This window comes from Janthinobacterium sp. J1-1 (assembly GCF_030944405.1).
Taxonomy (GTDB): Bacteria; Pseudomonadota; Gammaproteobacteria; order Burkholderiales; family Burkholderiaceae_D; genus Janthinobacterium.
Genome location: NZ_CP132339.1, coordinates 1,829,311 through 1,853,990, shown reverse-complemented (window position 1 = coordinate 1,853,990; position 24,680 = coordinate 1,829,311). Strand labels below are relative to the sequence as shown.

The window sequence follows — 24,680 nt, the reverse complement described above, 5'->3', positions numbered from 1 at the left end:
CCGCACAGGTGCATCGGGCCAAGCGGGCCTGAAAAATGTCGAGGGCAAGGCGCAGCGACGAAGACAGTACGCATGTACGGCGAGGAGCTGCAACGCCGCCATCGGCATTTTCTCGGGCTCGCGTCTCCGGCCCGCCATTTTTAAGCTTTGCGTCTTCCAATACGTCAGACAGCCTATCTGAGCTCCCACTGCACCCACGCCGCCCGCACCGCATTCGGATACTCGGGCCGCCCGCGGCTGCCGTTATACCGCCCCAGCGCCAGATACAAATCGCCCTTTTCCATGTCCAGGTACATGCGCAAAATCGCGCAGCCGTAGCGCAGATTGGTCTGCATGTGAAACAGCTTGCTGCGGTCATGGTCGCCGATCACGCCGGTCCAGAAGGGCATGACCTGCATGTAGCCGCGCGCGCCGGCCAGGGACACCGCGTACTTGCGGTAGGCTGACTCCACCTGGATCAGGCCCAGCACCAGCGCCGGCTCCAGGCCCGCGCGGCGCGACTCGTACCAGACGGTTTCCAAAAATTCCGTGCGCAGCTGGGCGTCCGGCAGTTTGCGCTGCAGGCGCTGCGACATCTGCGCCAGCCATTGCCGGTAGCGCTGTAACTGTTCGGGATTGGAAAACGTGGGTTGCGGCGGACGCTCGTCGCGGATCGCGTGCGACAGCGCCAGGCGGACCGAGTCGGCCAGCGCCTCTTCCTTCTGGTTGCCGGCCTGCGCAAGCGGGGCGCAGGCCAGGCAGGCGGCCAGCGCGAGCGCGCCGGCCGTTTTCAGTACAGGCACGCGGATCACTGCGCCATTTTGGCCTGGATAAAGGCGACGATGTCGCTTGGTGCCACGCCGGTGGCTTCCGCATCGCGGCGGCCCTGGTATTCCAGCTTGCCTTCTTTCAGGCCACGCTCGCCGATCACGATGCGGTGCGGCACGCCGATCAGCTCCCAGTCGGCGAACATGGCGCCAGGGCGCTGTCCACGGTCATCGAGGATGACGTCGACGCCAGCGCCTTGCAGGGCCGCGTAGAGCTGCTCCGTCTGTTCCTTGACCAGTTCACTGCGGTCCATGCCCATCGGGCACAGCACCACTTCGAATGGCGCGATCGAGGCCGGCCAGATAATGCCCTTGTCATCGAAGTTCTGTTCGATGGCGGCGCCCAGGATACGCGTGATGCCGATGCCATAGCAGCCCATCTGCAGCGGCGCAGGCTTGCCGTTTTCGTCGAGGAAGGTGGCTTTCATGCTTTCCGAGTAGGCCGTGCCCAGCTGGAACACGTGACCGACTTCGATGCCGCGCTCGATCGCCAGCACGCCCTTGCCGTCCGGCGAGGCGTCGCCGGCGACCACGTTGCGCAGGTCGGCCACGATGGCGGGTTCCGGCAGGTCGCGGCCCCAGTTGGCGCCCGTGTAGTGGAAATCGGCTTCATTCGCGCCGCAGACAAAATCGCTCATCTGGGCGACGGTGCGGTCGGCCACCACGGTCACCGGCAGTTTGGTGCCGATCGGGCCCAGGTAGCCAGGGATCGAGCCATACACTTCCAGCAGCTCTTCTTCCGTCGTGAAGCGGTGCCCGGCCAGGCCGGCGACCTTGCCAACCTTGATCTCGTTCAGCTCATGGTCGCCGCGCAGCAGCAGCACGAAATGCTGTTTCGTGACCTTGCCGTCTTTTTCCGTTTCGGCCGTCAGGGCGATGGTTTTCACGGTTTGCGCCAGGTCCAGGCCCAGCAAGGCGGCCACGGTTTCGCACTTGACGGTGCCCGGGGTCGCCGTTTTCGTCAGTGCCTGGGTGGCGGCCGGGCGCTCGCCCGTCAACGGCAGCGCTTCGGCCGCTTCCATATTGGCCGCATAATCGGAGGTCGGGCAATACACCAGGGCGTCTTCGCCGGTATGGGCGATCACGTGGAATTCATGCGAACCGGAGCCGCCGATGGCGCCGTTGTCGGCCGCCACCGCGCGGAACTTCAGGCCGAAGCGCGTGAAGATGCGCGTATAGGCGTCGAACATGACCTTGTACGAGGCCTGCATGCCGGCCAGGTCGCGGTCGAACGAGTAGGCGTCCTTCATGGTGAATTCGCGGCCGCGCATCAGGCCGAAGCGCGGACGGCGCTCGTCGCGGAACTTGGTCTGGATATGATAAAAATTGAGTGGCAGCTGGCGATAGGACTTGATTTCCGTGCGCACCACGTCGGTGATGACTTCTTCCGAGGTCGGCTGGATCGCGTATTCGCGGCCATGGCGGTCTTTCACGCGCATCAGTTCGGCGCCCATCTTGTCCCAGCGGCCCGTCTCCTGCCACAGTTCGGCCGGCTGCACGAGCGGCATCAGCAGCTCGATGGCGGCGGCCTGGTTCATCTCCTCGCGCACGATGGCTTCCACTTTGCGGATCACGCGCAGGCCCATCGGCATGTAGGTATAGATGCCGGAACCGAGGCGTTTGATCATGCCTGCACGCATCATCAATTGGTGGCTGACGATTTCCGCGTCAGAAGGGGCATCTTTGAGTGTCGAGATAAAAAAACGGGAGGCGCGCATAACGGTGAATTCTTTTTAAAAAGAGAGGGTTATAATCAACCTAATTTTAAAGGATTAGCTGGCTGATGCGTCCATACTTTATACAAATGCGCTCAATTGGTGCGATTCCAGCCCTTTTCGCACCCCGAAAAGACCACTGGCACGCGGAGTTGTGGGCATTTATGTAAAAAAAGACGCGCTGTCGCAGAAAGTTTGAGGTGTTTTATGCTCGACCGTGAAGGGTTTCGGCCCAACGTCGGCATCATCCTGCTAAACGCCCAGAACGAGGTGTGGTGGGGCAAGCGGGTGCGCGAGCACTCATGGCAGTTTCCGCAAGGCGGTATCAAATATGGCGAAACACCGGAACAAGCCATGTTTCGCGAACTTGAAGAGGAAATCGGACTCAGACAGGAACACGTCAAAATTGTCGGCCGCACCCGCGACTGGCTGCGCTATGAAGTGCCGGATCACTTCATCAAGCGCGAGATTCGTGGCCATTACCGTGGCCAGAAGCAGATTTGGTTTCTGCTGAGAATGTGCGCGCGCGATAACGACGTCAATCTGCGCCTGACCGACCATCCCGAGTTCGACGCCTGGCGCTGGCATGAGTACTGGGTTCCGCTCGATGTCGTGATTGAATTCAAGCGTGATGTCTACCAGCGCGCCTTGCAGGAGCTGTCCCGTTTCCTGACCTGGCCCGTGCATGGCAACACGCAGCAGCCGCACCGCCATACCTCGCGCTATTTGCGCCAGCCCCATGCGCCCCGTGCGCAAGAGGCCGGGGCACCGGCCAAGGCCGGCGAGGATGGTAATCGTGACAACTACACGCCGGAATTGATACTGCCGGGCAAAACGTAGCCCGGACATCACTCCACGCAAAAAGGGGCAGCCTGTGAAGGCTGCCCCTTTTTTATTGCCGGCCAAACTGCGCCGGCCAGTTTCTGACTTAGTTTGCTGCGGCGACCGCTGGTGCCGGTGCTGCGGCGGGAACGTCCAGCGTAAACGCCTTCAGGCCCAGGATGTCGCTGCTGTAGTGGCGGATCTTGTTTGCCAGCGCCGGGTCGCCATTCAATTTCTGGCCATACGACGGCACCATTTCCAGCATCTTGGCTTGCCATTGCGGCGTGGCCAGGCGGTCCTTGAAGGCGGTTTGCAGCACCTTGATCATGATCGGCGGCGCGGTCGAGGCGCCTGGCGAGGCACCCAGCAGGGCCACGATGCTGCCATCGGCGGCGCCGACGACTTCGGTGCCGAACTGCAGCAAGCCACCTTTTACAGGATCATCCTTGACGATCTGCACGCGCTGGCCGGCGTTCTGCAGGGTCCAGTCTTCCATCTTGGCGTTTGGCAGGTATTCGCGCAAGGTGGCCAGGCGGTCTTCCGGCGAGTTCATCACTTGCTGCACCAGGTATTTGGTCAGCGGGATATTGTCGTAGCCGGCCTGGAACATCGGCTTGATGTTGCCGGTGCCGATAGACGCCGGCAGGTCGATCCACGAACCGTTTTTCAGGAACTTGGTCGAGAAGGTGGCGAACGGGCCAAACAGCAGCGCTTTCTTGCCATCGATAATGCGGGTGTCCAGGTGCGGCACCGACATCGGCGGCGAACCGACCGAGGCTTTGCCGTAGACCTTGGCCGCATGGGCTTCGACCAGGGCCGGATTGGTGGTCACCAGCCATTGGCCGCCGACCGGCACGCCGCCGAAGCCCTTGGCTTCAGGAATACCCGATTTTTCCAGCAATGGCAGCGAACCGCCGCCGGCGCCGATAAACACGAACTTGGCGCGCACATTCTTTTCAGTGCCATCGGCCAGGTTCTTGACGGTGACGTTCCACACGCCATCGGCGCCGCGCTTGATGTCTTCCACCTGGTGACGCAGGTGCAGGGTCATGCCATGGCTGTCGGTCAGGTATTTCACCAGGCCACGCGTCAGGTTGCCGAAATTGACGTCGGTACCGATGTCCATGCGGGTCGCCGCCACTTTCTGGTTCTTGTCACGGCCTTGCATGACCAGTGGCGCCCACTGTTCGATCTGGTTGAAATCTTCCGAGAACAGCATGCCCTTGAACAGGTTTTCCTTCTGCAGCGCGGCATAGCGCTTCTTCAGGAACGCGATATTGTCGTCGCCCCACACAAAGCTCATGTGCGGCACATTGTTGATGAAGGTCTGCGGCGCGCCCAGGTGCTTGCTGGCGACCTGGTAGGCCCAGAACTGCTTCGACACTTCGAACTGCTCGTTGATGGCAACGGCTTTCTTGGTTTCGATGCTGCCGTCAGCCGCTTCCGGGGTGTAGTTCAGTTCGGCGAATGCCGAGTGGCCGGTGCCCGCATTGTTCATCGCGTCCGAGCTTTCGGCCGACACGGAATCCATGCGTTCGACCATTTCCATCGTCAGCGACGGATCGAGTTCCTTGAGCATGCTGCCCAGGGTGGCGCTCATGGTGCCGGCGCCCACCAGCAGCACGTCGAGCGGCTTGTCCGTCGACGCCGGCGGCGTCTTGTCACATGCCGCCAGGATCAGGCACGACATCAAAACTAATAGCGATTTACGCATGGGTTACTCCGTTATGAATGGGTTGGCTCTTCCAGGCCACCAGGCGGCAAGCGCAAGACCATCGGAAAACAGCTATCCCTCCAGCGTCAACAGCGGCCGGATAGTCAGATATCGATGGTGATGAAGCAAGCATGCTGCCGCCGCGCCGCAGGTGGCGGCAGCGATCGGGTGGCGATGGTGCGGACAAGGAAAACACGGCGCCGCTGCTGTTTCGGCCCTCGCGCGGGGCCAAAATCACAACAAATACACGGCGATGTCCATAGCAAATATCAAGAACAGCGATTTTATCACCGTTATTTGCCCTTGCCGGGCCGCCAGGATCGTGGATAACACTTACTTTGAAGTATTAATTTGGGAGTAACAGGACGTTAACAAAGCGGGGTCGGCAGCGTGTAAACCGCTGCCGGGGAGGGGCGAAAATGCGCAGGCTATTGCGGATGCTGCCAGCTTTTATAGACGATTTCAATGCTGTAGCCATCGGGATCAAAGAAGCTGGCGGCATAGTAGCGCGGGTCGTAATACAGGCGCGCGCCCGGTGCGCCATTGTCGGTGGCGCCCGCTTTCATCGCCGCCGCGTAGGCCGCATCGACCTCGGCGCAGCTTTTGGCCACGAAGCCGACATGGGCCGCGCGCGCATCGGCCAATCCCTGCCGCAGCCAGAAAAAGATGCGGCCGTTGGCGCCGAAACCTTTCAGGTCGGGATGGCCGGGCGGGCCATCCTTGCCGTCGTAGTCGACCCGGCTGGTGATGCCGAGCGGATCGAACACGGCACTGTAGAACGCGATGGAGCGGTCGAAATCCGCAACGCTGATAAAGACATGGTCGAGCATGGGCCAGCTCCTTTTCTAGATGTTGTAACCGCCACCGACTTCGATGGTCTGGGCATTGACCCAGCCATTGTCCTCCAATAACAGGCTGGCGATCACCTTGCCCACGTCGTCGGCCGCGCCGATCCGGCCCAGCGCCGTCTGGCCGGCCAGCATGGTGACAAATTCCGGGCTCTGGTCAAACGCCCCACTGGTCATGTCGGTGCGGATCGCGCCCGGCGAAATGGCGTTGGCGCGGATGCCGCGCGCACCGAATTCCTTCGCCATATACCGCGTCAGCACTTCCAGGCCACCCTTGAAGGCCGCATACGGCGCCGCGCCGGGCGTGGCCACGCGCGTGGTGGCGCTGGTCATGTTGACGATCTGGCCGCCGTCGGCCAGCAGCGGCAGCAAGGCCTGGGTCAGGAAGAACGGTCCTTTCAAATGCACGTTCAGCAGGCCGTCGAATTCGGCTTCGGTGACGGCTTCGATGGCGTTGAAGTTGCCATAACCGGCATTGTTGACCAGACCATCGAAGCTGCCGCGGCCCCAGGTCGCGTGCAGTGCGGTAGCCAGCTGGTCGCGAAAGCCGGCGAACGACGCGATATCGCTGACGTCCAGCGCCAGCGCCACGGCCTTGCCGCCCGCCGCGACAATCTGCCGCACCACGGCGTCGGCGCCGGCCGCATGGTTGTTATAGGTGATGACCACGCCCATGCCCTTGCTGGCGCACTGCAGTGCGGTGCTGGCGCCGATGCCGCGGCTGCCGCCGGTGATAACGATAATACTCATGCTGAACTCCTGATGTGTGGACAAGAGCCACCATCGTAGGCGGCACGGCCCCGCCTTGCGTACCGGTTCCTGCCGCAAACCTGCCCGATCCTGCTTTTCGCTGGTTTCTCTGCTTGTGCATTTGTCCGGTTTGCGATTAGATGGCGCCATGGATACGCAATTGAACGAACTCAGGACCCTGGCCGCCAGGGCGCAGAACCGGCTGACGGAAACCGGCATCCCGCGCGTGGCCATGGTGCAGGGCGCCATCCCCGAACATGAGCTGGCGGCCGTGTATCAACCGATGGTCAACCTGATCCTGCAAGGCAGCAAGTCGATGACGGTCGGTGAAAGAGTGCTGCACTACTGCCCCGCGAATTATTTCGTGATGTCGGTCGATTTGCCGGCCATCGGCACCATCTGGCCGGCCGCCACGGGTGAACCCTACCTGGCCGTGGCGCTGACGCTCGATCCCGCCATCATTGCCGGCCTGCTGGCTGATCTGGCCGAAAACTTGCCTGAACCTGCCCGGACGGAACGCGCGGTGGCCGGATTTTCGGTGGCGGCGGTGACCGAAGAACTGATGGACGCCTGGGTGCGCATGCTGCGCCTGATGGACAAGCCCTTGGATATCGCCGCGCTGGCACCGGCCTATGAGCGCGAAATCCTGTACCGGGTGCTGCAAGGGCCGCATGGCGCCATGCTGCGCGAGATCGCCACGCCCGACACGGCGATGGCCCGCGTGAGCCGCGCGATTACCGTGATCCGGCGCGACTTCGACCAGCCGCTGCCGGTGGAAACACTGGCCGAACAGGCCATGATGAGCGTGTCGGCCTTCCACCGCCACTTCAAGGCCGTCACCGCCATGAGCCCCTTGCAGTACCAGAAACGCATCCGGCTGCTGCGCGCGCGCACCCTGCTGACGGCCGCCGGCAAGAGCGTCACGGCCGCCGCGTTCGATGTGGGCTATGAAAGCGCGACCCAGTTCAGCCGCGAATATGCGCGGGAGTTTGGCCTGCCGCCGGCGCGCGACGCGGCGCGCATCGTGGCCGGCTTCCGGATTGCATAGCAAGAAGCGGATGGCCGGCATGCCGGGAAAGTGGTCTGATGCGGCTTTCCCCACAGGAGTCCAGCATGCATTTCCGCATCTCCGGCCTGTCGCCGCTGCCATTTCAACACTTGTATGGCCTGCCCGAGGCCGAACTGAAACAACTGGGTGTCATACGGTATCTGGTCGATGCAAAGCCTGGCTTTCCCGACCGTATCACCATGGAGGATGCCGAGCCGGGGCAGACGGTACTGCTGCTCAATCACGTCTGCCAGAGCGCCGACACGCCCTACCGCGCCTCGCACGCGATTTTTATCCGCGAAGGGGCGACGCAGGCCTACGATGCCATCGACCAGGTGCCGGACTCGCTGCGCATCCGCCTGCTGTCGCTGCGCGCCTATGATGACCAGGGCATGATGCTCGACGCCGATGTGGTGGAGGGAATGGCCATCGAAGCCGTGATAGCACGGCTGTTTGACGATCCGGCTGTGCGCTATCTCCACGTGCATAACGCCAGGCGCGGTTGCTACGCGGGCCGCATCGACCGGGCATGAAGGAGGGGCGCAAGTAGGCATTCCAGGTACGCGGTACAATATCGCCTGCCCTTTTCAGCCTCAAGCCAAAACGATGTTCAATCCCTCTTCCGACGATGTGCGCCGCTTCTTTTGCGACACCCTGCGCAAGCACCGCGCCCGTGAAATCCTGTCGCCGATGGAAGCGATCGCGATCGACTGGATCCTCGAGCATCCCGAATATGAAAACGAATTGAGTGACGTCGAAGCGGCGCTGGCGCGCGACTATTCGGTCGAAGGCGGCCAGGCCAATCCGTTTCTGCACCTGTCCATGCATTTGTCGATCACGGAACAGGTGCAGGTCGACCAGCCGCGCGGCATCCGCACGGCCGTGCAGCAGCTGGCCCAGCGCCTCGATTCGGCCCACGCGGCCCAGCACGAAGTGATGGAATGCCTGGGCCAGATGATCTGGGCCTCGCAGCGTTCCGGCCTGCCGCCCGATACGGACGCGTATATCGACTGCGTGCGGCGCCGCTGACCAGGTAGTATCATGTTGCCAAGAAACTCATCCACTGAAGGATATCTTGGCCCATCACACCATACTGGTACTCGGCGGTTACGGTTTTTTCGGCACGCGCATTTGCGCGGCGCTGGCCGGCAACCAGGCTATCCATCTGCTGGTGGCCGGGCGCGACGTGGCCCGTGCCACGGCATTGACGGCGCAACTGGGCTTGCCGCAGCAGCAGGCGCTGGCGCTCGATGCCGCTGTGCCTGATCTGGCGCGGCGCCTGGCCGCACTGGGCGTCGATACGCTGATCCATACCGCCGGCCCGTTCCAGGGCCAGGATTACCGCGTCGCCCGTGCCGCGATCGAGGCCGGCGCCAACTATATCGACCTGGCGGACGGCCGCGATTTTGTCGCCGGCATCGCCAGCCTCGACGACCTGGCGCGCCAGCGCGGCGTCTTCGTCACCAGCGGCGCCAGCTCGCTGCCGGCCCTGTCCTCGGCCGTGGTCGACCGCTACCTGCCACGCTTTCGCCAGCTCACATCGATCCGCCACGGCATCGCCTCGGGCGCCCGCGCACCGGGCATCGCCACCATGACCGGCATCTTCTCGTACTGCGGCAAACCGTTCCAGCGCCTGGTTGGCGGCAGCCAGCAGACCACGCACGGCTGGCTCGACCTGCACCGCCACCGCTTTGCCGCGCCCGTGGGACGGCGCTTGCTGGGCAGCTGCGACGTGCCCGACCTGGCGCTGTTCCCGCAACGCTATCCGGGCCTGGACACCGTCACGTTTCACGCCGGTTTTGCCGGTGCGCCCGGCCATCTGCTTGTCTGGGCCGCCGCGCAACTGGTGCGCCTGGGCCTGTTGCGCAGCCTGCTGCCGCTGGTCAGGCCGCTGCACGCCATCAGCCACCGGGTGGAGCCGCTGGTCAGCGACAAGGGCGCGATGTTCGTGACGCTGCAAGGCACGGGCCTCGATGGCCTGCCGTTGATACTGACATGGCAATTGCTGGCGGCGCAAAACCACGGCCCGCATATCCCGTGCGGCGCGGCGATCGCGCTGGCGAACCGCCTGGCCGGCGCCGGCAGCGATGATGCGCCGCTGCCGCGCGGTGCCATGCCCTGCGTCGGCCTGCTCACGGTGGAAAATTACCTGGCCGCGCTGCAAGGCTACGACGTGACCGAGGTGCCGGCATGAGCTGGTACCTGTTCGTCAAATGGCTGCACATCCTCAGCGCCACGATCCTGTTTGGCACCGGCATCGGCATCGCTTTCTTCAAGTGGATCAACGACCGGGGCGGCGAGGTGCGGGCGATCCGCCTGTCGGCCGAAAAGACCGTGCTGGCCGACTGGCTGTTCACCACGCCGGCCGTCATCATCCAGCCGCTGTCCGGACTGGCGCTGGCGCACCTGGCCGGCTATCCCATCCTGTCCGGCTGGGTCTTCGCCTCGATGCTGCTGTATACGCTGGCCGGCGCCTGCTGGCTGCCCGTGGTGTGGCTGCAGATCCGCATGCGCGACCTGGCCCGCCTGGCGGACGACGCGGGCACGCCTCTGCCGCGCCTGTACTGGACCTATGCGCGCTGCTGGTTCTGGCTCGGCGTGCCGGCATTTGCCGCGCTGATGCTGGTCTACTGGCTGATGGTGGCCAAGCCCGCGCCATGACGCCGGCGCACCTGCAGCGGCTGTACTGGGCCATGCGCCTCGGCATGGCCTTTATCTGGCTATGGACGGCGTTTGTGTCCTGGTATCTGTATCCGCATGCCGAATCGCTCGCTTGGCTGCGCCGCAGCGGCATCACGCTGCATACGGAACAGGTGTTTGCCGCCTCCTGCCTGGCCGACCTGGCCATGGGCATCGCCTCGCTGGTCCATGCCAGGGCCTGGCTCTGGTGGACGCAGTGCGCGCAGGTGGCGGGCTATACGCTGGTGATCGCCGTCTTCCTGCCGGAATTTTTGATCCACCCTTTCGGGCCGCTGACGAAAAACATTCCTCTGGTCGCCGGCCTGGTCTTCCTGGCCCTGCAGGAGAAAAGCCACGGCTAGCGTGGCTTCGGCAGATGGATAACTAGTCAAGCTGGCCTTACCGCCTGCGGCAGCGCGGGCGCCTTCGCCTTGCCCAGCAACCCCAGCACCACCTGCAGCGCCATGGCCACCGCGCCGACGATAAACACCACGTCGCCAAACGTACGCACCCAGCGCAGATTCTGCAGCAAGGGCTGCTGCATGAATGCCTCGCTGCGTGCATACCACAGGCCTTCGGTCACGCTGGCGTGGAACTGGATGATGCCGATCGGCAGCAGGCTGGTAAAGATCATCAGCACCAGGCCCGCGTTCAGGCCCCAGAAGGCCGTCCTCATCAGCCCCTTGCTGTAGCGATAGTCAGGCCGCAGATAGCGCAGCACCAGCAGGGTAAAGCCCAGCGCCAGGAAACCGTACACGCCGAACAGCGCCGCATGGGCGTGCACCGGAGTGGTGTTCAGGCCCTGGATGTAGTACAGCGCCATCGGCGGATTGATCATGAAGCCGAACACGCCCGCGCCCAGCATGTTCCAGAAGGCCACCGCGACAAAGCACATCAATGGCCAGCGCAGGTTTTCCATCCAGGCTGCACGATCCTTGAGGCGCCAGTTTTCCCACGCTTCGTGACCGAGCACGATCAGCGGCACCACTTCGAGCGCACTGAAGCTGGCGCCGATGGCCATCACCGGCGTGGTGGTGCCGGCAAAGTACAGGTGGTGGAAGGTACCCGGTATGCCACCGAGCATGAACAGCGAGGCCGAGGCCAGGCTGGCCGCCGTGGCCATGCGCACCGACACCAGGCCCAGGGTGGAAAAGATAAAGGCCAGCGCCGTGGTGGCGAACACTTCGAAGAAACCCTCGACCCACAGGTGCACCACCCACCAGCGCCAGTACTCCATCACCGACAAATGCGTGCGCTCGCCGTAGAACAGGCCGGCGCCATAAAACAGGCCGATCGCGCCCACCGAAGCGGTCAGCAGCGCCAGCAGGTTCTTGTCACCGCCCTTGACCAGCAGCGCCGGCACCACGCCGCGCAGCATCAGGGCCAGCCACAGCAGGATGCCGACGTATTTGCCGATCTGCCACAAACGGCCCAGGTCCACGTATTCATACCCCTGGTGGCCCAGCCAGAAATTCCATTCGGGCGGCATCACCTGCGCGATCGCCAGGTAGTTGCCAATGAACGAACCGACGACGACGACCACCAGCGCCCAGAACAGCACATCGACCCCAAGCCGCTGCCAAGCCGGATCCTTGCCGCCATTGATCAGCGGCGCCAGGAACAGGCCGGCGGCCAGGAAGCCGGTGGCGATCCAGAACAGCGCAGCCTGGATATGCCAGGTGCGTGTCAGCGCGTACGGGAACCAGCGCGAAACGTCGATGCCATAAAAGGTTTGTCCCTCCACCGTATAGTGGGCCGTGAAGCCGCCGATGAATACCTGGAAGATGAACAACGCCACCACCAGGAACAGGTATTTGCCCAGTCCCCGCTGCGAAGCCGTCAGGGCAAACGTCGTCAAGGGGTCGCGCGCTCCGGGCGCCGGCAAGGGCTCGTCATGGTCGCGCAAGAAGGCCCAGCCCCATACCAGGAAGCCGACGCCGGCCAGCAGCACCACCACGCTGGCGACCGACCACACCACGTTCTCGCCGCTGGGGTGGTTGCCGATCAGCGGTTCGTGCGGCCAGTTGTTGGTATAGGTGACGTCAAGGCCGGGGCGCTCGGTGGCGGCGGCCCACGCGGTCCAGAAAAAGAACTGCGTCATCTGCTGGCGCCGTTCGGCGCTGGGCAGGGTGTTTTCCTTCATGGCGTAGTGTTCGCGGCTGGTGCGCAGCGCGGGCGCGTCCGAGAACAGCTGGTCATAGTAGCTGGCGGTGACGCGGATCGCCTCGACCCGGCGCGCCGACAGATGCAGCTCCTGCGCCGCATCGACGCCATTGCCGCGGTATTCGAGCCTGAGCGCTTCGCGCAGCGCCGCCTGCGCCGGGCCATCCAGCGCCGCGTAGGCCTTGCCGTGCCGGTCCTGCGCGGCCAGTTCCAGCCAGGCCATCAGTTCGCGGTGCAGCCAGTCGGCCGTCCAGTCGGGCGCCTGGTAGGCGCCGTGGCCCCAGATGGAGCCGAGCTGCATGCCGCCCACCGATTGCCAGGCCGTCTGGCCGTCGAGGATGCCTTCGCGGTCGAACAGCAGCTTGCCGCCCGGCGCGGTGACCTGCGCAGGAATCGGCGGCGCCTGCCGGTACACTTCGGCGCCATAGTATCCCAGCAGCGAAAAGGTCACGATCAGCACGCCGATCAAGGTGAACCAGAGTTTTTTATATTGCCCCATCATCGTCTTTCTTCGTCAATGCACCATGGCCGGCGCAAAGCGCTCGAACAGGATATTGTTTTCAGTGTGGATATGCGCCATCAGGTCTTCGCGGAAGGTCCGCAATCCCGTGTACAGCGCGCGCCAGGTGGTGCAGGCGCCGGCTGGCGCCACGATGCCGTTCGTCAGCTGCTCGATCGCGCGCAGGGCCACGCCATGGTCGTCGTGCTCCATGCGCATCACGCTGATCGGCCCGCCCGCCATCGCCCCATGGCCACCGGCGATCATCGGGAACAGCACGTTTTCTTCCTTGCGCATATGGCTTTCCAGCTCCTGCGCCATGCTTGACAATTGATCGGCCAGGCCATGCGGACAGTCGGCCCGGTCGCCATGCACCTGCTCGACCTTGCGCGCCAGCCGTATCAGCTCAGGCAGCTGCTCGCGGTGCACGGCGTGGTAGCGCGCCAGCACATGCGCCACCAGTTCAGCGGCAGAGGCATCCTGCCATTCGCCTTCGCCGGACGCGTCGCCGCGTTCCAGCAGCACTTGCAGTTCGTCGACAATGGGCTGCGTGTCGACACCGGCGGCAGCCGCCGCCGCGCGCAGGGTCTTGTTGCCGCCGCAGCAAAAATCGAGATGGTGGGCGTCGAACAGGCGCGTTGCGCCCGGAATGCGGCGGGCCAGCTGGCCCAGGGACTGGTCGATGAAATCCATGATTGCTCCTTGAAAGTGTAGGTTATTGATGGGCGCCGGCGTGGAATACACCGGGAACGGGTTCGCCGGTGACCTCCAGCACGCCGACCGCGCCCTTGCCGGCGCGCGACAGGGCATGGTCGACCAGCAGGTAGCTGCCCGGGTGCTGGACTTTCAACTCGACGATGGTCGCCCCGCCCGGCGCCACCAGCGTGGTCTGCACGTCGTGTTTCGGACTGCTGATCGAGCCTTCGCTGTAGACCTTGTCGAAGATCTCGCCGATGATGTGGAACGATGAAATCTTGTTCGGGCCGCCGACGCCAAAGTAGATGCGCACGGTCTCGCCGACTTTCGCCTGCAGCTTGTGGGTCTTGCTGAGCGCGCCCACTTCGCCATTGAAGACGTAGTAATCGGGCAGCTCGTTGGCCATTTTTTCCAGGTTCGCTTCCTGGTGCACGGGCGCGCCGTGCGGGCGGCCCGTGTACATCTCGCCCTGCATCACGTAGTACTCGCGGTCGACTTTCGACAGGCCGCCTTCCGGTTCCACCAGGATCATGCCGTACATGCCGGCCGCGATATGCTGCGGCACCAAGGGCGTCGCGCAGTGGTACACATACAGGCCCGGATTGAGCGCCTTGAATGTGATGTTTTTTTCCTGGCCCGGCGCAACTTGCGTGTGCTGGCCGCCGCCATGGCCGCCCGTCACCGCGTGCAGGTCAATCGAGTGGATCATCTTGCTGTCGTTGGCGTTGAACAGGGTCAGCTCCACCGTGTCGCCGACGCGGGCGCGCAGCATGGGGCCGGGCACCTGCCGGTTGAAGGTCCAATAAGTAAACGTGGTGCCGTCATCGAGCTTGCCGGGCAATTCCACCGTCTCCATGCGGTACTTGAGCAGCTGCGGCGCGCGCGCACCGATGGCCGCCGGCACCTGCGCCGGATTGGCCGCCACGCTGACGGCCGCGGGGTCCGGTCCGCGCATCGGCGACGGCGCCGGCGTGTACAGCGCCAGCGCGGCCGAACTGGCGTCGCCGCCGGTGCTGGTGGCCGGCGCGGCAGCGGCACCAGCGTCGGCCAGGGTCGGGCCGCTGACCTGCAATTTGCCTTCCATGCCGATCTGGCGATGGCCGGGAATCGAGCAGTAATAGGTAAAGCTGCCAGCTTTGGTCACCTTGAAGCGCACGGTGATCTTGCCGCTGCCGGTGCTGAACTTGGCGGAGGCGACATTGAGTTCGGGGATCACCAGGTCATGCTCGGCGCCCTCGCCGCTTTTCAGTACCAGCTCGATGGTGTCGCCCGTATTGGCCGTCAACACGGGGTTGACCTGGCCCTTGGCATCGACAAACACCATCTTGCCGTCGACGATATTGGTTTGCAGTTCATGGCGGCGCGTGACGGGCGCGCTGGCGGCGGCCTTGGCGATGGGGGCGGCTGCGGCGGCCAGCGCCGGTGCATCGAGCGACAGCAGGCACAGGGCGGCGGCGATGGCGCAAAGGGGGAGAGTCGGTTTCATGAAACGATCCTTGGTCTTGTATGCCGAGTTGGCAGTTGTAATAACGCAACTCGCATGCCAGGAAAAACCCGTTTCAAATCAAGGAATTGAAAAACACAGGGTCGCAATGACCGTGCCGGTAAACGGTCGGATGTACCCTGCGTGGTGATCATGACCATTACCACGACCCATTTGCTGTTGCTGACCGACCTGGTGGCCGACCTGCCGGTGGCCGTGCGCCTGCAGCGCCTGGTCGTCAGCCTGCGCGCCCACTTCGGCTGCGGCGCGGTGGCCCTCTTGAAACTGGACGGCGAGCATTTGCGGCCGGTGGCCATGGACGGCCTGGTCAGCGACACCCTGGGGCGCCGCTTCCTGGTCAAGGACCATCCGCGCCTGGCGACCATCTTGCGCCGGCGCGGCGTGACCTGCTTTCATCACGACAGCGCCATGCCCGACCCTTACGACGGCCTGATCGCCGACCGGCCAGGTGTGCCGCTGCCGGTGCACGACTGCATGGGCATGGCGCTGCACCTGGAAAGCGAGCGCTGGGGCGTGGTGACCCTCGATGCGCTGCAGGTGGGCGCCTTTGACGGCCAGGCGCAGCGCGAGCTGGGCGAACTGGCCTGCGCCATCGAGGCCGCCGTGCGCGTGACGCGGCTGGAAGCGGAAATCCGCGCCCTGCGCGTGTCCGGCGCCGCCGCCCAGGCCAGCACCGGAGCAACGCGCGAAGACAGCGATTTCCTGGGCCAGAGCGAGGCCATTATCCAGCTGCTGCATGAACTGGAAGTGGTGGCCGACTCGGAACTGCCGGTGCTGCTGCTGGGCGAGACGGGCGTGGGCAAGGAATTGTGCGCGCACCGGCTGCACCGGCTGTCGCGCCGGGCCGGCAAACCGCTGGTGCACGTCAATTGCGCGGCACTGCCCGAGTCGCTGGCCGAAAGCGAATTGTTCGGCCATGCGCGTGGCGCGTTTTCAGGCGCCGTCAGCGACCGGCCGGGCCGTTTCGAGGCGGCCGAAGGCGGTACTTTGTTCCTCGATGAAGTGGGGGAATTGCCGCTGTCGATACAGGCCAAGCTGCTGCGCACCCTGCAGAACGGCGAGATCCAGCGCCTGGGCGCCGACCAGCCGCGGCGCGTGAACGTGCGCGTGATCGCCGCCACCAACCGCAGCCTGCGCGACCATGTGCGCGACGGCACGTTTCGCGCCGACCTGTATCACCGGCTGTCGGTGTATCCGGTGCCGATTCCGCCGCTGCGCGAACGGGGCCACGACGTGCTGCTCTTGGCCGGGCGCTTCCTGGAACTGAACCGCGCGCGCCTGGGCCTGCGCAGCCTGCGGCTGTCGAACGCCGCCGAAGACACGCTGCGCCACTACCGCTGGCCCGGCAATGTCAGGGAGCTGGAACATGTGATCAGCCGCGCCGCGCTGAAAGCGGTGATACGCGGCGCGGACCGCAGGCAGATCGTGACCCTGGAGCCGGACATGCTGGACCTGGACGGCGTGGAGATGCCTGGCGGCGCAGATGAAGCACCACCGCCGCAGCCGTCAGACGGCCAGCCGGCCACCATGCAGCAGATCGTGGAAGCGAGCCAGCGCCAGGCAATCCGCCAGGCCTTGCGCCAGCATCAGGGCAACTGGGCCGCCAGCGCGCGCCAGCTGGGGCTGGACGCCAGCAATCTGCACAAGCTGGCGCGCAGAGTGGGGATAAAACCTTAGCGGCGCAGCACCAGGCTTTTCGGCAGGCTGTGGAAGTAGGCGGCCAGGTCCTTGATATCCTGGTTGCTCAGCGGCTTGACCTGGCCCGTCATGATGGCGTTGTTGCGCCCATTGGGAGCGTCGCCGCGCTTGTAGGCGGTCAGCGCATGTTCCAGGTAGTCGCGGTGCTGGCCGGCCAGCTTGGGATAGGAAGGGTCGATCGGCGAGGCGTAGTCCTTGCCGTGGCAGGTGGCGCAGCTGTATTTTTCGGCCAGGGCCTTGCCCGTATTGATATTGCCGGCGGCGACAGCCGCGCAGGATATTACCGAGCACAACAGGGCGGCGAGTAGTCTTTTCATCTGGCTGGTCCTCAGTTGGGCTTGGCTTGTTGCGAATAATAGGCCGCCACGTCGGCGATATCCTGGTCCGACAGGCTGGCGGCGATGCCCTTCATGGTGGGGTGCTTGCGGTCGCCCTTCTGATACGCTTTCAGCGCGTTTTCGATATATTTGGCGGGTTGCCCGCCTATCATCGGCACCTGGAAGACTTCAGGAAAAGTGGCTTTGTAGCCAGGGATGCCGTGGCATCCGATACACATTTCCACCTTGGCTGTCCCGGCCTTGGCGTTTCCTGCGATGTCAGCTGCTGTGACGGCATTGGCTATGCCTGCAAGCAAGAGGAGTGCAATTATTTTTTTCATATTGGCACAAAGTGAACAAAGGTAATCGGAGAAACGCGAAGGCTGGTTTTTTTTGATTTTATGTATTGACGGCTGGTAGTTGCCGATTCTAACCAAGATAATCTTGCAAGTCCACCTACATAAACAGCGCGTGTGCAGCCTGGGTACAGGCCGCCGGCGTGGCAGTCCGCCACAGTTCTGTTTATACTCGAATCCTTTCAACCGTCCGGCAGAACCGCTCATGCAAGCACCGCACCCACAGCAAGGCCACCGCTTCGAAGGCTCCGATAACTACGTCGCCACCGCCGACCTGAAACTGGCCGTGAATGCGGCATTGACCCTGCAGCGCCCGCTGCTGATCAAGGGCGAGCCTGGCACCGGCAAGACCATGCTGGCCGAGGAAGTGGCGGCCGCGCTGAACATGCCCTTGATGCAGTGGCATATCAAATCGACCACCAAGGCCCAGCAGGGACTGTACGAATACGACGCCGTGTCGCGCCTGCGCGACTCGCAGCTGGGCGACGAGCGCGTGCGCGATATCCAGAACTACATCGTCAAGGGCGTGCTGTGGCAGGCCTTCACGGCGCCGGAGCCGGTGGTGCTGCTGATCGACGAGATCGACAAGGCCGATATCGAGTTCCCCAACGACCTGCTGCGCGAACTGGACCGCATGGAATTCTATGTCTATGAAACGCGCGAAATGGTCACCGCGCGCCACCGTCCGCTGGTCATCATCACCTCGAACAACGAGAAGGAACTGCCGGACGCCTTCTTGCGCCGCTGCTTCTTCCACTACATCAAATTCCCGGACAAGGACACGATGGAGCAGATCGTCGCCGTCCACTACCCGAACCTGAAACAGGAATTGCTGGCGCAGGCGCTGCAGACCTTTTACGCCGTGCGCGACGTGCCGGGCCTGAAGAAAAAGCCGTCGACCTCGGAATTCCTCGACTGGCTCAAGCTGCTGCTGGCCGAAGATATCCCGGCCGAGGCGCTGCGCAGTGGCGACCAGAAAACCGTGGTGCCGCCGCTGCATGGCGCGCTGCTGAAAAACGAGCAGGACGTGAACCTGTTCGAGCGCCTGATGTTCATGTCGCGCACCAACCGCTAAGGAGTGGCCGTGAAAGATATCGCTCCCGTCAGCCTTGAATTGAACGGCATCCGGCTCGAACCGCTGGCGCCGCACCACGCCGAAGGCTTGCGCGCGGCAGCCGCCGACGGCCAGCTGTGGCAGTTGCGCGTCACCTCGGTACCGGAGCCGGACCAGGTCGAGCAGTACATCTTCAAGGCCATCGAAATGCGCCCCTCGCGCTTCGCCTTTGCCGTGGTCGATATCGCCAGCGGCGAGGTACTGGGCAGCACCAGCTACCACGACGTGCTGCCCGAGGTGGGCCGGGCGGAAATCGGCTACACCTGGTATGCCAAACGCTGCCAGCGCAGCCACGTCAATACCAGCTGCAAACTGCTGCTGCTCACGCACGCCTTCGACACGCTCGATTGCGCGCTGGTGGGCCTGCGCACCGACAACTTCAACCATGCGTCGCAGGCCGCCATCGAACGCCTGGGCGCGAAAAAGGACGGCGTGCTGCGCCATCATGCGCTGCGCCGCGACGGCACCGTGCGCGACACCGTCATGTACAGCATCACGCGCGGCGAATGGCCGGAAATCGCGGCGCACCTGCGCTACAAGCTGGCGCAGCGGCCCATCGTGGCCCTGCCCCGCGCGGGAGAGGCGCCGTGCTGATCGACTTCTTTTTCACCCTCAAGGATGCGAAGATCCCGGTCTCGATCAAGGAATTCCTGACGCTGCTCGAGGCGCTGCAAAAGAACGTGATCGACGCGTCGATGGATGATTTTTATTATCTGGCGCGCCTGACCCTGGTCAAGGACGAAGCCCATTTCGACAAGTTCGACCGCGCCTTTGCGCAGTACTTCAAGGGCATCAACGCGGCCTTCGAGACGAATGCGGCGATTCCGCTCGACTGGCTGCTCAAACGCATGCAGCGCGAGCTGACGGATGAGCAGAAGGCCCAGCTGGAAAAATTCGGCTACGACAAGCTGATGGATCGCCTCAATGAACTGCTGAAGGAGCAGAAGGAGCGCCATGAAGGCGGCAGCAAATGGATAGGCACGGGCGGCACTTCGCCGTTCGGCAATGGCGGCACCAACCCGGAAGGCATCCGCATCGGCGGCAAGGGCGGCAACCGCACGGCGGTGAAAGTGTGGGAGGCGCGCAGCTACAAGGATTACGACGGCGAGCGCGAACTGGGCACGCGCAACCTGAAGGTGGCATTGCGGCGCCTGCGCAAGTTCGCGCGCGAGGGCGCGCAGGACGAACTGGCGCTGGACGCCACCATCGCCGCCACCGCCAACAACGCCGGCTACCTCGACATCCGCATGCGGGCCGAGCGCAAGAACCGCATCAAGGTGCTGATGCTGTTCGACGTGGGCGGCAGCATGGACGACCATATCGAGCGCACCGAGGAACTGTTCTCGGCGGCGAAGACGGAATTCAAGAACATGGAGTTCTACTACTTCCATAACTGCGTCTACGATTATCTGTGGAAGAACAACCGGCGCCGCAACGCCGAGCGTTTCCCCACCTGGGACGTGCTGCGCAAATATCCGGCCGACACCAAGCTCATTTTCGTCGGCGACGCCACCATGAGCCCTTATGAAATCCTGCACCCGGGCGGCTCGGTCGAGTACAACAACGAGGAAGCGGGTTCCACCTGGCTGGCGCGATTCACGGCCGCGTTCCCGAAATTCATCTGGCTCAATCCGGAGCAGGAAGGCCTGTGGCAGTACCGCCAGTCGATCGGCGTGATGCGCCAGCTGATGAACGACCGCATGTTCCCGCTGTCGATCGACGGCCTGGAACGGGGCATGCGTTTGCTCAGCAAATAAACAAGTCACCAAGGCCGTATAACAAAAAGTCCATGGCGGTAGCGGGCCGCCATGCCGTACACTGCTGCACGACATCACCGGGCGGACCTGTTTCCGCCCCCATGCAGCACCCCGTGCGCGGCCGCCATGGCCGCCTCACCGTTCGATTGCGAACATCGCGCGCGCTTCCTGCTCCGGTAGAATCGGCGCATCAGGAAGTACGCATTAACGTCTGCGCAACACATGCACTACCGCTGCACCATGTTTTTGCCGCGCCAGCCTTGACGCTGCCGGCCGGTGACGGCGCTACTACAAAGGAATCAGCATGCAAAGTCTTCTCGCTATCGCCGCCGACCTGTCCTGGCCGTTCGCCATCACGGTGGCCTGGGTCATCGGCGAATTCGGCCACCGCTGGACCGGCCTGCCGCGCATCAGCTTTTATGGCGTGATCGGCTTTATCCTGGCCCAGGCGCAGGTCGGCATCCTGCCACAGACGGACGCCGGCCCGATGCTGGTGCTGGCCGACGTGGCCTTTGGCCTGATCCTGTTCGAGGTCGGCTACCGCATCAATTTGCGCTGGCTGAAGAACAATCCCTGGATCGCCGTGGCCGGCCTGGTCGAAGCGCTGGGCACCTTCGCCATTGTGTATTTCATCGCGCTCGAATTCGACACCTCGCGCATGACGGCGCTGCTGCTGGCGTCCCTGTCGATGTCGACCTCGCCGGCCACCATCATGCGCGTCATCAATGAAGAACGCAGCTCGGGCCAGGTGACGGAGCGCCTGGTGCACCTGACGGCGCTCAACTGCGTGCTGGCCGTGTTCACCTTCAATATCATCGTCGGCTTCTGGATGTTCCACAGCTCGACCGACCTGATCGAGGCGACCAGCAGCAGCGCCGCCGTGCTGGCCGCCTCGGTGGCCGCCGGCACCGTGTTCGGCATCGTGGTGCCGGCCATGCTGCGCCGCCTGGGCAATATGGCGCAGGACGCCACCGTGGCGTTTGCCTTGTCCGTGATGCTGCTGGTCGCGCTGACCTACACCACCAGCCTGTCGCCGCTGCTGGCCACCCTCACCTTCGGCCTGGTGGCGCGCCACCGCCGCGTGGCCTTCAGCCAGGCGCAGCGCAATTTCGGCGCGCTGGGCGAACTGCTGACCGTGCTGCTGTTTGTGTACGCCGCCTCGACCCTGGAATGGTCCAGCGTGACGGCCGGCGCGGCGCTGGCCGGCGCCGTGATCGCAGGCCGCCTGCTGACCAAGGTGGTGGGCGTGGCGGCGTTCTCGCATGTCAGCGGCATCTCGTGGCGCAAGGGCATCCTGACCGGCGTGGCGCTGACACCCGTCTCCGTCTTCATCATCCTGCTGCTGGAACACGCACGCCAGCTGGGCGTGAACTTCGGCGACGAATTGAATGCGCTGGCCGCCATCACGCTGATGCTCGAACTGCTCGGCCCCGTGCTGGTGCAGCGCGTGCTGATGCTGGCAAAAGAAACCCATGAAATCAAGGAGCGCTAAATGCCGCTGGAACCCTTTGGCCAATCGGCCGCGCTGACCTTCGGCGTCGAACTCGAACTGCAACTGGTCAACCTGTCGGATTACGACCTGACGGCGGCCAGCCCCGACCTGCTGCATTTGCTGGGAAAAAAACCGTTTCCCGGCAATGTGACGCCCGAAATCACCGAAAGCATGATCGAGATTAATTCGAGCGTGCACACCCACCATGAACCGCTGCTGGCGCAGCTGCAGGAAATCCGCGACACCCTGATCACGGCCGGCGACAAGCTCAATATCGGCATCGCCGGCGGCGGCACCCACCCGTTCCAGCAATGGTCGTCGCAAAAGATCTTTTCCAAGGCGCGCTTCCAGGAGATCTCGGAACTGTACGGCTACCTGGCCAAGCAGTTCACCATCTTCGGCCAGCACGTGCATATCGGCTGCGCCTCGGGCGACGACGCCATGTTTTTGCTGCACTCGCTGAACCGCTATATCCCCCACTTCATTGCCCTGTCGGCGTCTTCGCCCTATGTGCAGGGACGCGACACGCTGTTCGATTCGGCCCGTCTGAATTCCGTGTTCGCGTTTCCGATGAGCGGACGCGCGCCGTTCACCTTGAGCTGGGACCAGTTCTCGAACGAGTATTTCGCCAAGATGGAAAACACCGGCATCATCAAAAGCATGAAGGATTTTTACTGGGACATCCGCCCCAAGCCGGAATTCGGCACCATCGAACTGCGCGTGTGCGACACGCCTTTGACGGTGGAACGCGCGGCCGCGCTGGCTGCCTACCTGCAGGCGCTGTGCCGCTACCTGCTGGAACGCAAAGAAACGCCGCCGGTGGAAGACGATTACCTGGTGTACAACTACAACCGCTTCCAGGCCTGCCGCTTCGGCCTGGACGGCGCCATCACGCACCCGAAGACCTACGAGACCATGTCGCTGCGCGAAGACATCATGACCACCCTGCGCAAGATGGAACCGCACGGTGAAGCGCTGGGCAGCACGCAGGCCTTGAAACACCTGTCCGATGTGGCCAAGCAATGGAGCGACGCGCAGTACCTGCGCAAGCAGTACAACCTGCAGGGCAGCGCCGAGGGCATGGTCGATTCGGCGATCAGATGTTTTCGCGGTGAGCCCATGAACTATTGATTCGTATCCCCGCACCCAGGCCCTTGAAATGCCGGGGTCGGACGGGGACGCCGAGTCCCTGCAGGGTCCGACCCCAATCCTTGCTTCCAGGGTTCAAACAGCGCGATCGAAGCGCCAAAAAACCACACCCCACATTTACACCCCCTCCCCCGCTTGCTACAATAGTTGAGAATGATTCCTATTAACTAAATCGGTCTTGCAAGGGGAACGCGATGCCGCTGGCAGAGCCGCTGGAACGCCAGGAAATCGCGGCACTGTATGCCGACCACCACGGCTGGCTGCAGGGCTGGCTGCGCAAGAAGATGGGCAGCCCGGCCGGCGCGGCGGACGTGGCCCACGATACCTTTGTGCGCCTGCTGGACCGCGACGATGCGGTGGCCGCGCGCGAACCGCGCGCGTTTCTCGCCACCGTCGCCCAGCGCGTGCTGTTCAACCACTACCGCCGCGAAAAGCTGGAACGCGCTTACCTGGACCTGCTGGCCCAACTGCCTCCCCTGCATGCGCCCTCGCCCGAGGAACAGACACTGCTGCTGGCGACCCTGCTGGACCTGGACCGCGCGCTCGACGCCCTGCCGCCCGCCGTCAAGCGCGCCTTTTTATTGCGCCAGCTCGATGAACTGCCACAGGAAGATATCGCGCGCCAGCTCGGCGTCTCGCTGGCCACCGTCAAGCGCCATCTGCTGCGCGCGGCCACTGCGGCGCAGGCCTGGCGGCAGCTGCAAACGCAGCACGCCGGCGTCGACCCCGCCATGCGCGCGGCCCTGCTGCGCGCATGCGCCCAGCCGCGCGCGGCGCGCCGCCAGGCCCTGGCCTCGCTATGTTTGCTGCTGGCCGGTGGCGCCGGCTTCTGCATGATCGAGCGCGGCACGGCCTGGCGCGGCTGGGTCGCTGACTACCGTACCGGCATCGGCCAGCGCCGCACGATCGCGCTGGCCGACGGCACCGAGCTCACGCTCAATACCGCCAGCGCCGTGAATATCGATTACAGCGGCGCGCAACGCCGCATCACGCTGCTGGCCGGCGAAATCTTTATCGCCACCGCCAGGGATGCGGCCCGGCGCCCCTTTTTTGTCAGCACACCATATGGCGCTCTGCAGGCGCTGGGCACGCGCTTTACGGTGCGTGTGCACGACCGGTACGCCAGCGCCGGCGTGCTCGAAGGCGCGGTGGCCGTGCTGGACGAAGCCGGCGGCCAGCGCCTGGTGCTGCGCCCCGGTGAAGCGGCCCACTTCACGCCGGCGAGCCAGCACCGCGTGGCGCTAACGCCGTATGGCGGCGCCTGGCTCAACGGCATGCTGGTGGCGCGCGACATGCGCCTCGACGCCTTCCTGGCCGAGCTGTCGCGCTACAGCGAGCATCCGCTGACCTGTACGCCGGCGGTGGCCGGCCTGCGCGTGTCCGGTTCCTACCCGCTGGCCGACCTGGACGCCATCCTCGACGCCGTCTGCGCCAGCCTGCAATTGCGGCGCGATACCGTCACCCGCTTCTGGGGACGGCAGGTGGCCAAGGTCCAACTGGCGGCGCGCTGAAAAATATTTTCGATAAAGTGAGCTGTTCAAGCGTGTTCGCGT

At 63.9% G+C, this 24,680-nt stretch carries 24 protein-coding genes and 1 pseudogene; 15 read left to right on the top strand and 10 right to left on the bottom strand.

Features of this window, described 5'->3' with window-relative positions; genetic code table 11:
• Positions 1–173: 173 nt before the first annotated feature.
• Together Q8L25_RS08375 and Q8L25_RS08370 are read right to left on the bottom strand one after the other, a co-directional pair.
• Complete coding sequence (locus Q8L25_RS08375; RefSeq protein ID WP_308925689.1) at positions 174–773, bottom strand: lytic transglycosylase domain-containing protein; 600 nt, start codon at positions 771–773, stop codon at positions 174–176.
• A 14-nt stretch (positions 774–787) separates the two neighbouring features.
• Positions 788–2,524, bottom strand: coding sequence for a proline--tRNA ligase (locus Q8L25_RS08370; protein WP_308924419.1), 1,737 nt, complete (start codon positions 2,522–2,524; stop codon positions 788–790).
• A gap of 204 nt (positions 2,525–2,728) precedes the next feature.
• On the opposite strand from Q8L25_RS08370, the gene Q8L25_RS08365 reads away from it, so the two are divergent.
• Entirely contained in the window at positions 2,729–3,361 is a 633-nt protein-coding gene (locus tag Q8L25_RS08365; protein WP_308924418.1) for an RNA pyrophosphohydrolase, read from the top strand.
• Between the two features lie 88 nt (positions 3,362–3,449).
• Here the strand turns inward: Q8L25_RS08365 and mqo are convergent, their stop codons facing one another.
• The 3 genes from mqo to Q8L25_RS08350 all read right to left on the bottom strand — a co-directional run bounded on the left by mqo (position 3,450) and on the right by Q8L25_RS08350 (position 6,655).
• Positions 3,450–5,057 (bottom strand): malate dehydrogenase (quinone), encoded by a 1,608-nt coding sequence (gene mqo, locus Q8L25_RS08360; protein WP_308924417.1) that lies wholly within the window; start codon positions 5,055–5,057, stop codon positions 3,450–3,452.
• Between the two features lie 428 nt (positions 5,058–5,485).
• Complete coding sequence (locus tag Q8L25_RS08355) at positions 5,486–5,887, bottom strand: VOC family protein (protein WP_308924416.1); 402 nt, start codon at positions 5,885–5,887, stop codon at positions 5,486–5,488.
• Between the two features lie 15 nt (positions 5,888–5,902).
• On the bottom strand, positions 5,903–6,655 hold the full coding sequence (locus Q8L25_RS08350; RefSeq protein ID WP_308924415.1) for an SDR family oxidoreductase: 753 nt from the start codon (positions 6,653–6,655) through the stop codon (positions 5,903–5,905).
• A gap of 148 nt (positions 6,656–6,803) precedes the next feature.
• Here Q8L25_RS08350 and Q8L25_RS08345 point away from each other — a divergent pair, with 148 nt between their 5' ends.
• The 6 genes from Q8L25_RS08345 to Q8L25_RS08320 all read left to right on the top strand — a co-directional run bounded on the left by Q8L25_RS08345 (position 6,804) and on the right by Q8L25_RS08320 (position 10,744).
• Positions 6,804–7,703 carry an AraC family transcriptional regulator gene (locus tag Q8L25_RS08345; protein ID WP_308924414.1) on the top strand — a complete coding sequence of 300 codons (900 nt, stop codon included), beginning with the start codon at positions 6,804–6,806 and terminating at the stop codon, positions 7,701–7,703.
• A gap of 65 nt (positions 7,704–7,768) precedes the next feature.
• Positions 7,769–8,236: a DUF1203 domain-containing protein gene (locus Q8L25_RS08340; RefSeq protein WP_308924413.1), complete on the top strand. Its 468-nt coding sequence runs from the start codon at positions 7,769–7,771 to the stop codon at positions 8,234–8,236.
• A 73-nt stretch (positions 8,237–8,309) separates the two neighbouring features.
• Positions 8,310–8,732, top strand: coding sequence for a DUF1841 family protein (locus Q8L25_RS08335; protein WP_065309705.1), 423 nt, complete (start codon positions 8,310–8,312; stop codon positions 8,730–8,732).
• Positions 8,733–8,778: 46 nt separating this feature from the next.
• Positions 8,779–9,897 (top strand): saccharopine dehydrogenase NADP-binding domain-containing protein, encoded by a 1,119-nt coding sequence (locus tag Q8L25_RS08330; protein WP_308924412.1) that lies wholly within the window; start codon positions 8,779–8,781, stop codon positions 9,895–9,897.
• Positions 9,894–10,364 carry a DUF2269 domain-containing protein gene (locus tag Q8L25_RS08325; RefSeq protein WP_308924411.1) on the top strand — a complete coding sequence of 157 codons (471 nt, stop codon included), beginning with the start codon at positions 9,894–9,896 and terminating at the stop codon, positions 10,362–10,364. The genes Q8L25_RS08330 and Q8L25_RS08325 overlap by 4 nt, the downstream gene beginning before the upstream one ends.
• Positions 10,361–10,744 (top strand): DoxX-like family protein, encoded by a 384-nt coding sequence (locus Q8L25_RS08320; protein ID WP_308924410.1) that lies wholly within the window; start codon positions 10,361–10,363, stop codon positions 10,742–10,744. Before Q8L25_RS08325 ends, Q8L25_RS08320 begins: the two co-directional genes overlap by 4 nt.
• A gap of 26 nt (positions 10,745–10,770) precedes the next feature.
• Here the strand turns inward: Q8L25_RS08320 and Q8L25_RS08315 are convergent, their stop codons facing one another.
• From Q8L25_RS08315 to nirK, 3 genes are read right to left on the bottom strand one after another with little or no spacing between them, the layout of a single operon-like run.
• A complete protein-coding gene (locus Q8L25_RS08315; protein WP_308925688.1) occupies positions 10,771–13,044 on the bottom strand; it encodes a nitric-oxide reductase large subunit in 2,274 nt (757 codons plus the stop codon).
• A 15-nt stretch (positions 13,045–13,059) separates the two neighbouring features.
• A complete protein-coding gene (gene ytfE, locus Q8L25_RS08310) occupies positions 13,060–13,737 on the bottom strand; it encodes an iron-sulfur cluster repair protein YtfE (protein WP_308924409.1) in 678 nt (225 codons plus the stop codon).
• A gap of 22 nt (positions 13,738–13,759) precedes the next feature.
• On the bottom strand, positions 13,760–15,226 hold the full coding sequence (nirK, locus tag Q8L25_RS08305) for a copper-containing nitrite reductase (RefSeq protein ID WP_308924408.1): 1,467 nt from the start codon (positions 15,224–15,226) through the stop codon (positions 13,760–13,762).
• 150 nt (positions 15,227–15,376) lie between these two features.
• Here nirK and norR point away from each other — a divergent pair, with 150 nt between their 5' ends.
• Complete coding sequence (gene norR, locus Q8L25_RS08300; protein WP_308924407.1) at positions 15,377–16,921, top strand: nitric oxide reductase transcriptional regulator NorR; 1,545 nt, start codon at positions 15,377–15,379, stop codon at positions 16,919–16,921.
• On the opposite strand, the gene Q8L25_RS08295 is transcribed toward norR, so the two are convergent.
• Together Q8L25_RS08295 and Q8L25_RS08290 are read right to left on the bottom strand one after the other, a co-directional pair.
• Positions 16,918–17,259 carry a cytochrome c gene (locus Q8L25_RS08295; protein ID WP_308924406.1) on the bottom strand — a complete coding sequence of 114 codons (342 nt, stop codon included), beginning with the start codon at positions 17,257–17,259 and terminating at the stop codon, positions 16,918–16,920. The genes norR and Q8L25_RS08295 overlap by 4 nt on opposite strands.
• A gap of 11 nt (positions 17,260–17,270) precedes the next feature.
• The gene (locus Q8L25_RS08290; RefSeq protein ID WP_308924405.1) at positions 17,271–17,600 is read right to left on the bottom strand and encodes a cytochrome c; all 330 of its coding nucleotides are present in this window, start codon (positions 17,598–17,600) and stop codon (positions 17,271–17,273) included.
• 220 nt (positions 17,601–17,820) lie between these two features.
• Between Q8L25_RS08290 and Q8L25_RS08285 the strand changes: the two genes are divergently transcribed.
• The 7 genes and pseudogenes from Q8L25_RS08285 (at position 17,821) to Q8L25_RS08255 (ending at position 24,638) form a co-directional block, all read left to right on the top strand.
• The gene (locus Q8L25_RS08285; RefSeq protein WP_308924404.1) at positions 17,821–18,690 is read left to right on the top strand and encodes a MoxR family ATPase; all 870 of its coding nucleotides are present in this window, start codon (positions 17,821–17,823) and stop codon (positions 18,688–18,690) included.
• Between the two features lie 9 nt (positions 18,691–18,699).
• Positions 18,700–19,323, top strand: a complete 624-nt coding sequence (locus Q8L25_RS08280; protein ID WP_308924403.1) for a GNAT family protein — start codon at positions 18,700–18,702, stop codon at positions 19,321–19,323.
• Positions 19,317–20,486, top strand: coding sequence for a hypothetical protein (locus Q8L25_RS08275; protein WP_308924402.1), 1,170 nt, complete (start codon positions 19,317–19,319; stop codon positions 20,484–20,486). The genes Q8L25_RS08280 and Q8L25_RS08275 overlap by 7 nt, the downstream gene beginning before the upstream one ends.
• A 304-nt stretch (positions 20,487–20,790) precedes the next feature.
• Positions 20,791–21,978: a cation:proton antiporter gene (locus Q8L25_RS08270; RefSeq protein ID WP_308924401.1), complete on the top strand. Its 1,188-nt coding sequence runs from the start codon at positions 20,791–20,793 to the stop codon at positions 21,976–21,978.
• A complete protein-coding gene (locus Q8L25_RS08265; RefSeq protein WP_308924400.1) occupies positions 21,979–23,109 on the top strand; it encodes a YbdK family carboxylate-amine ligase in 1,131 nt (376 codons plus the stop codon). It abuts the gene before it with no gap.
• Between the two features lie 212 nt (positions 23,110–23,321).
• Positions 23,322–23,798 (top strand): annotated as a pseudogene (locus Q8L25_RS08260) (sigma-70 family RNA polymerase sigma factor); the annotation flags it as partial.
• Between the two features lie 60 nt (positions 23,799–23,858).
• Positions 23,859–24,638, top strand: coding sequence for a FecR domain-containing protein (locus tag Q8L25_RS08255; RefSeq protein WP_308925687.1), 780 nt, complete (start codon positions 23,859–23,861; stop codon positions 24,636–24,638).
• The last annotated feature ends 42 nt before the right edge of the window (positions 24,639–24,680 follow it).

What these genes read in the sequence shown, in the direction of transcription:
- Q8L25_RS08370 (WP_308924419.1), bottom strand. Translation starts at nt 2,524, where the DNA reads ATGCGCGCCTCCCGTTTTTTTATCTCGACACTCAAAGATGCCCCTTCT.
- Q8L25_RS08365 (WP_308924418.1), top strand. Translation starts at nt 2,729, where the DNA reads ATGCTCGACCGTGAAGGGTTTCGGCCCAACGTCGGCATCATCCTGCTA.
- mqo (WP_308924417.1), bottom strand. Translation starts at nt 5,057, where the DNA reads ATGCGTAAATCGCTATTAGTTTTGATGTCGTGCCTGATCCTGGCGGCA.
- Q8L25_RS08355 (WP_308924416.1), bottom strand. Translation starts at nt 5,887, where the DNA reads ATGCTCGACCATGTCTTTATCAGCGTTGCGGATTTCGACCGCTCCATC.
- Q8L25_RS08350 (WP_308924415.1), bottom strand. Translation starts at nt 6,655, where the DNA reads ATGAGTATTATCGTTATCACCGGCGGCAGCCGCGGCATCGGCGCCAGC.
- Q8L25_RS08345 (WP_308924414.1), top strand. Translation starts at nt 6,804, where the DNA reads ATGGATACGCAATTGAACGAACTCAGGACCCTGGCCGCCAGGGCGCAG.
- Q8L25_RS08340 (WP_308924413.1), top strand. Translation starts at nt 7,769, where the DNA reads ATGCATTTCCGCATCTCCGGCCTGTCGCCGCTGCCATTTCAACACTTG.
- Q8L25_RS08335 (WP_065309705.1), top strand. Translation starts at nt 8,310, where the DNA reads ATGTTCAATCCCTCTTCCGACGATGTGCGCCGCTTCTTTTGCGACACC.
- Q8L25_RS08325 (WP_308924411.1), top strand. Translation starts at nt 9,894, where the DNA reads ATGAGCTGGTACCTGTTCGTCAAATGGCTGCACATCCTCAGCGCCACG.
- Q8L25_RS08320 (WP_308924410.1), top strand. Translation starts at nt 10,361, where the DNA reads ATGACGCCGGCGCACCTGCAGCGGCTGTACTGGGCCATGCGCCTCGGC.
- Q8L25_RS08315 (WP_308925688.1), bottom strand. Translation starts at nt 13,044, where the DNA reads ATGGGGCAATATAAAAAACTCTGGTTCACCTTGATCGGCGTGCTGATC.
- ytfE (WP_308924409.1), bottom strand. Translation starts at nt 13,737, where the DNA reads ATGGATTTCATCGACCAGTCCCTGGGCCAGCTGGCCCGCCGCATTCCG.
- nirK (WP_308924408.1), bottom strand. Translation starts at nt 15,226, where the DNA reads ATGAAACCGACTCTCCCCCTTTGCGCCATCGCCGCCGCCCTGTGCCTG.
- norR (WP_308924407.1), top strand. Translation starts at nt 15,377, where the DNA reads ATGACCATTACCACGACCCATTTGCTGTTGCTGACCGACCTGGTGGCC.
- Q8L25_RS08295 (WP_308924406.1), bottom strand. Translation starts at nt 17,259, where the DNA reads ATGAAAAGACTACTCGCCGCCCTGTTGTGCTCGGTAATATCCTGCGCG.
- Q8L25_RS08290 (WP_308924405.1), bottom strand. Translation starts at nt 17,600, where the DNA reads ATGAAAAAAATAATTGCACTCCTCTTGCTTGCAGGCATAGCCAATGCC.
- Q8L25_RS08285 (WP_308924404.1), top strand. Translation starts at nt 17,821, where the DNA reads ATGCAAGCACCGCACCCACAGCAAGGCCACCGCTTCGAAGGCTCCGAT.
- Q8L25_RS08270 (WP_308924401.1), top strand. Translation starts at nt 20,791, where the DNA reads ATGCAAAGTCTTCTCGCTATCGCCGCCGACCTGTCCTGGCCGTTCGCC.
- Q8L25_RS08265 (WP_308924400.1), top strand. Translation starts at nt 21,979, where the DNA reads ATGCCGCTGGAACCCTTTGGCCAATCGGCCGCGCTGACCTTCGGCGTC.
- Q8L25_RS08255 (WP_308925687.1), top strand. Translation starts at nt 23,859, where the DNA reads ATGCGCGCGGCCCTGCTGCGCGCATGCGCCCAGCCGCGCGCGGCGCGC.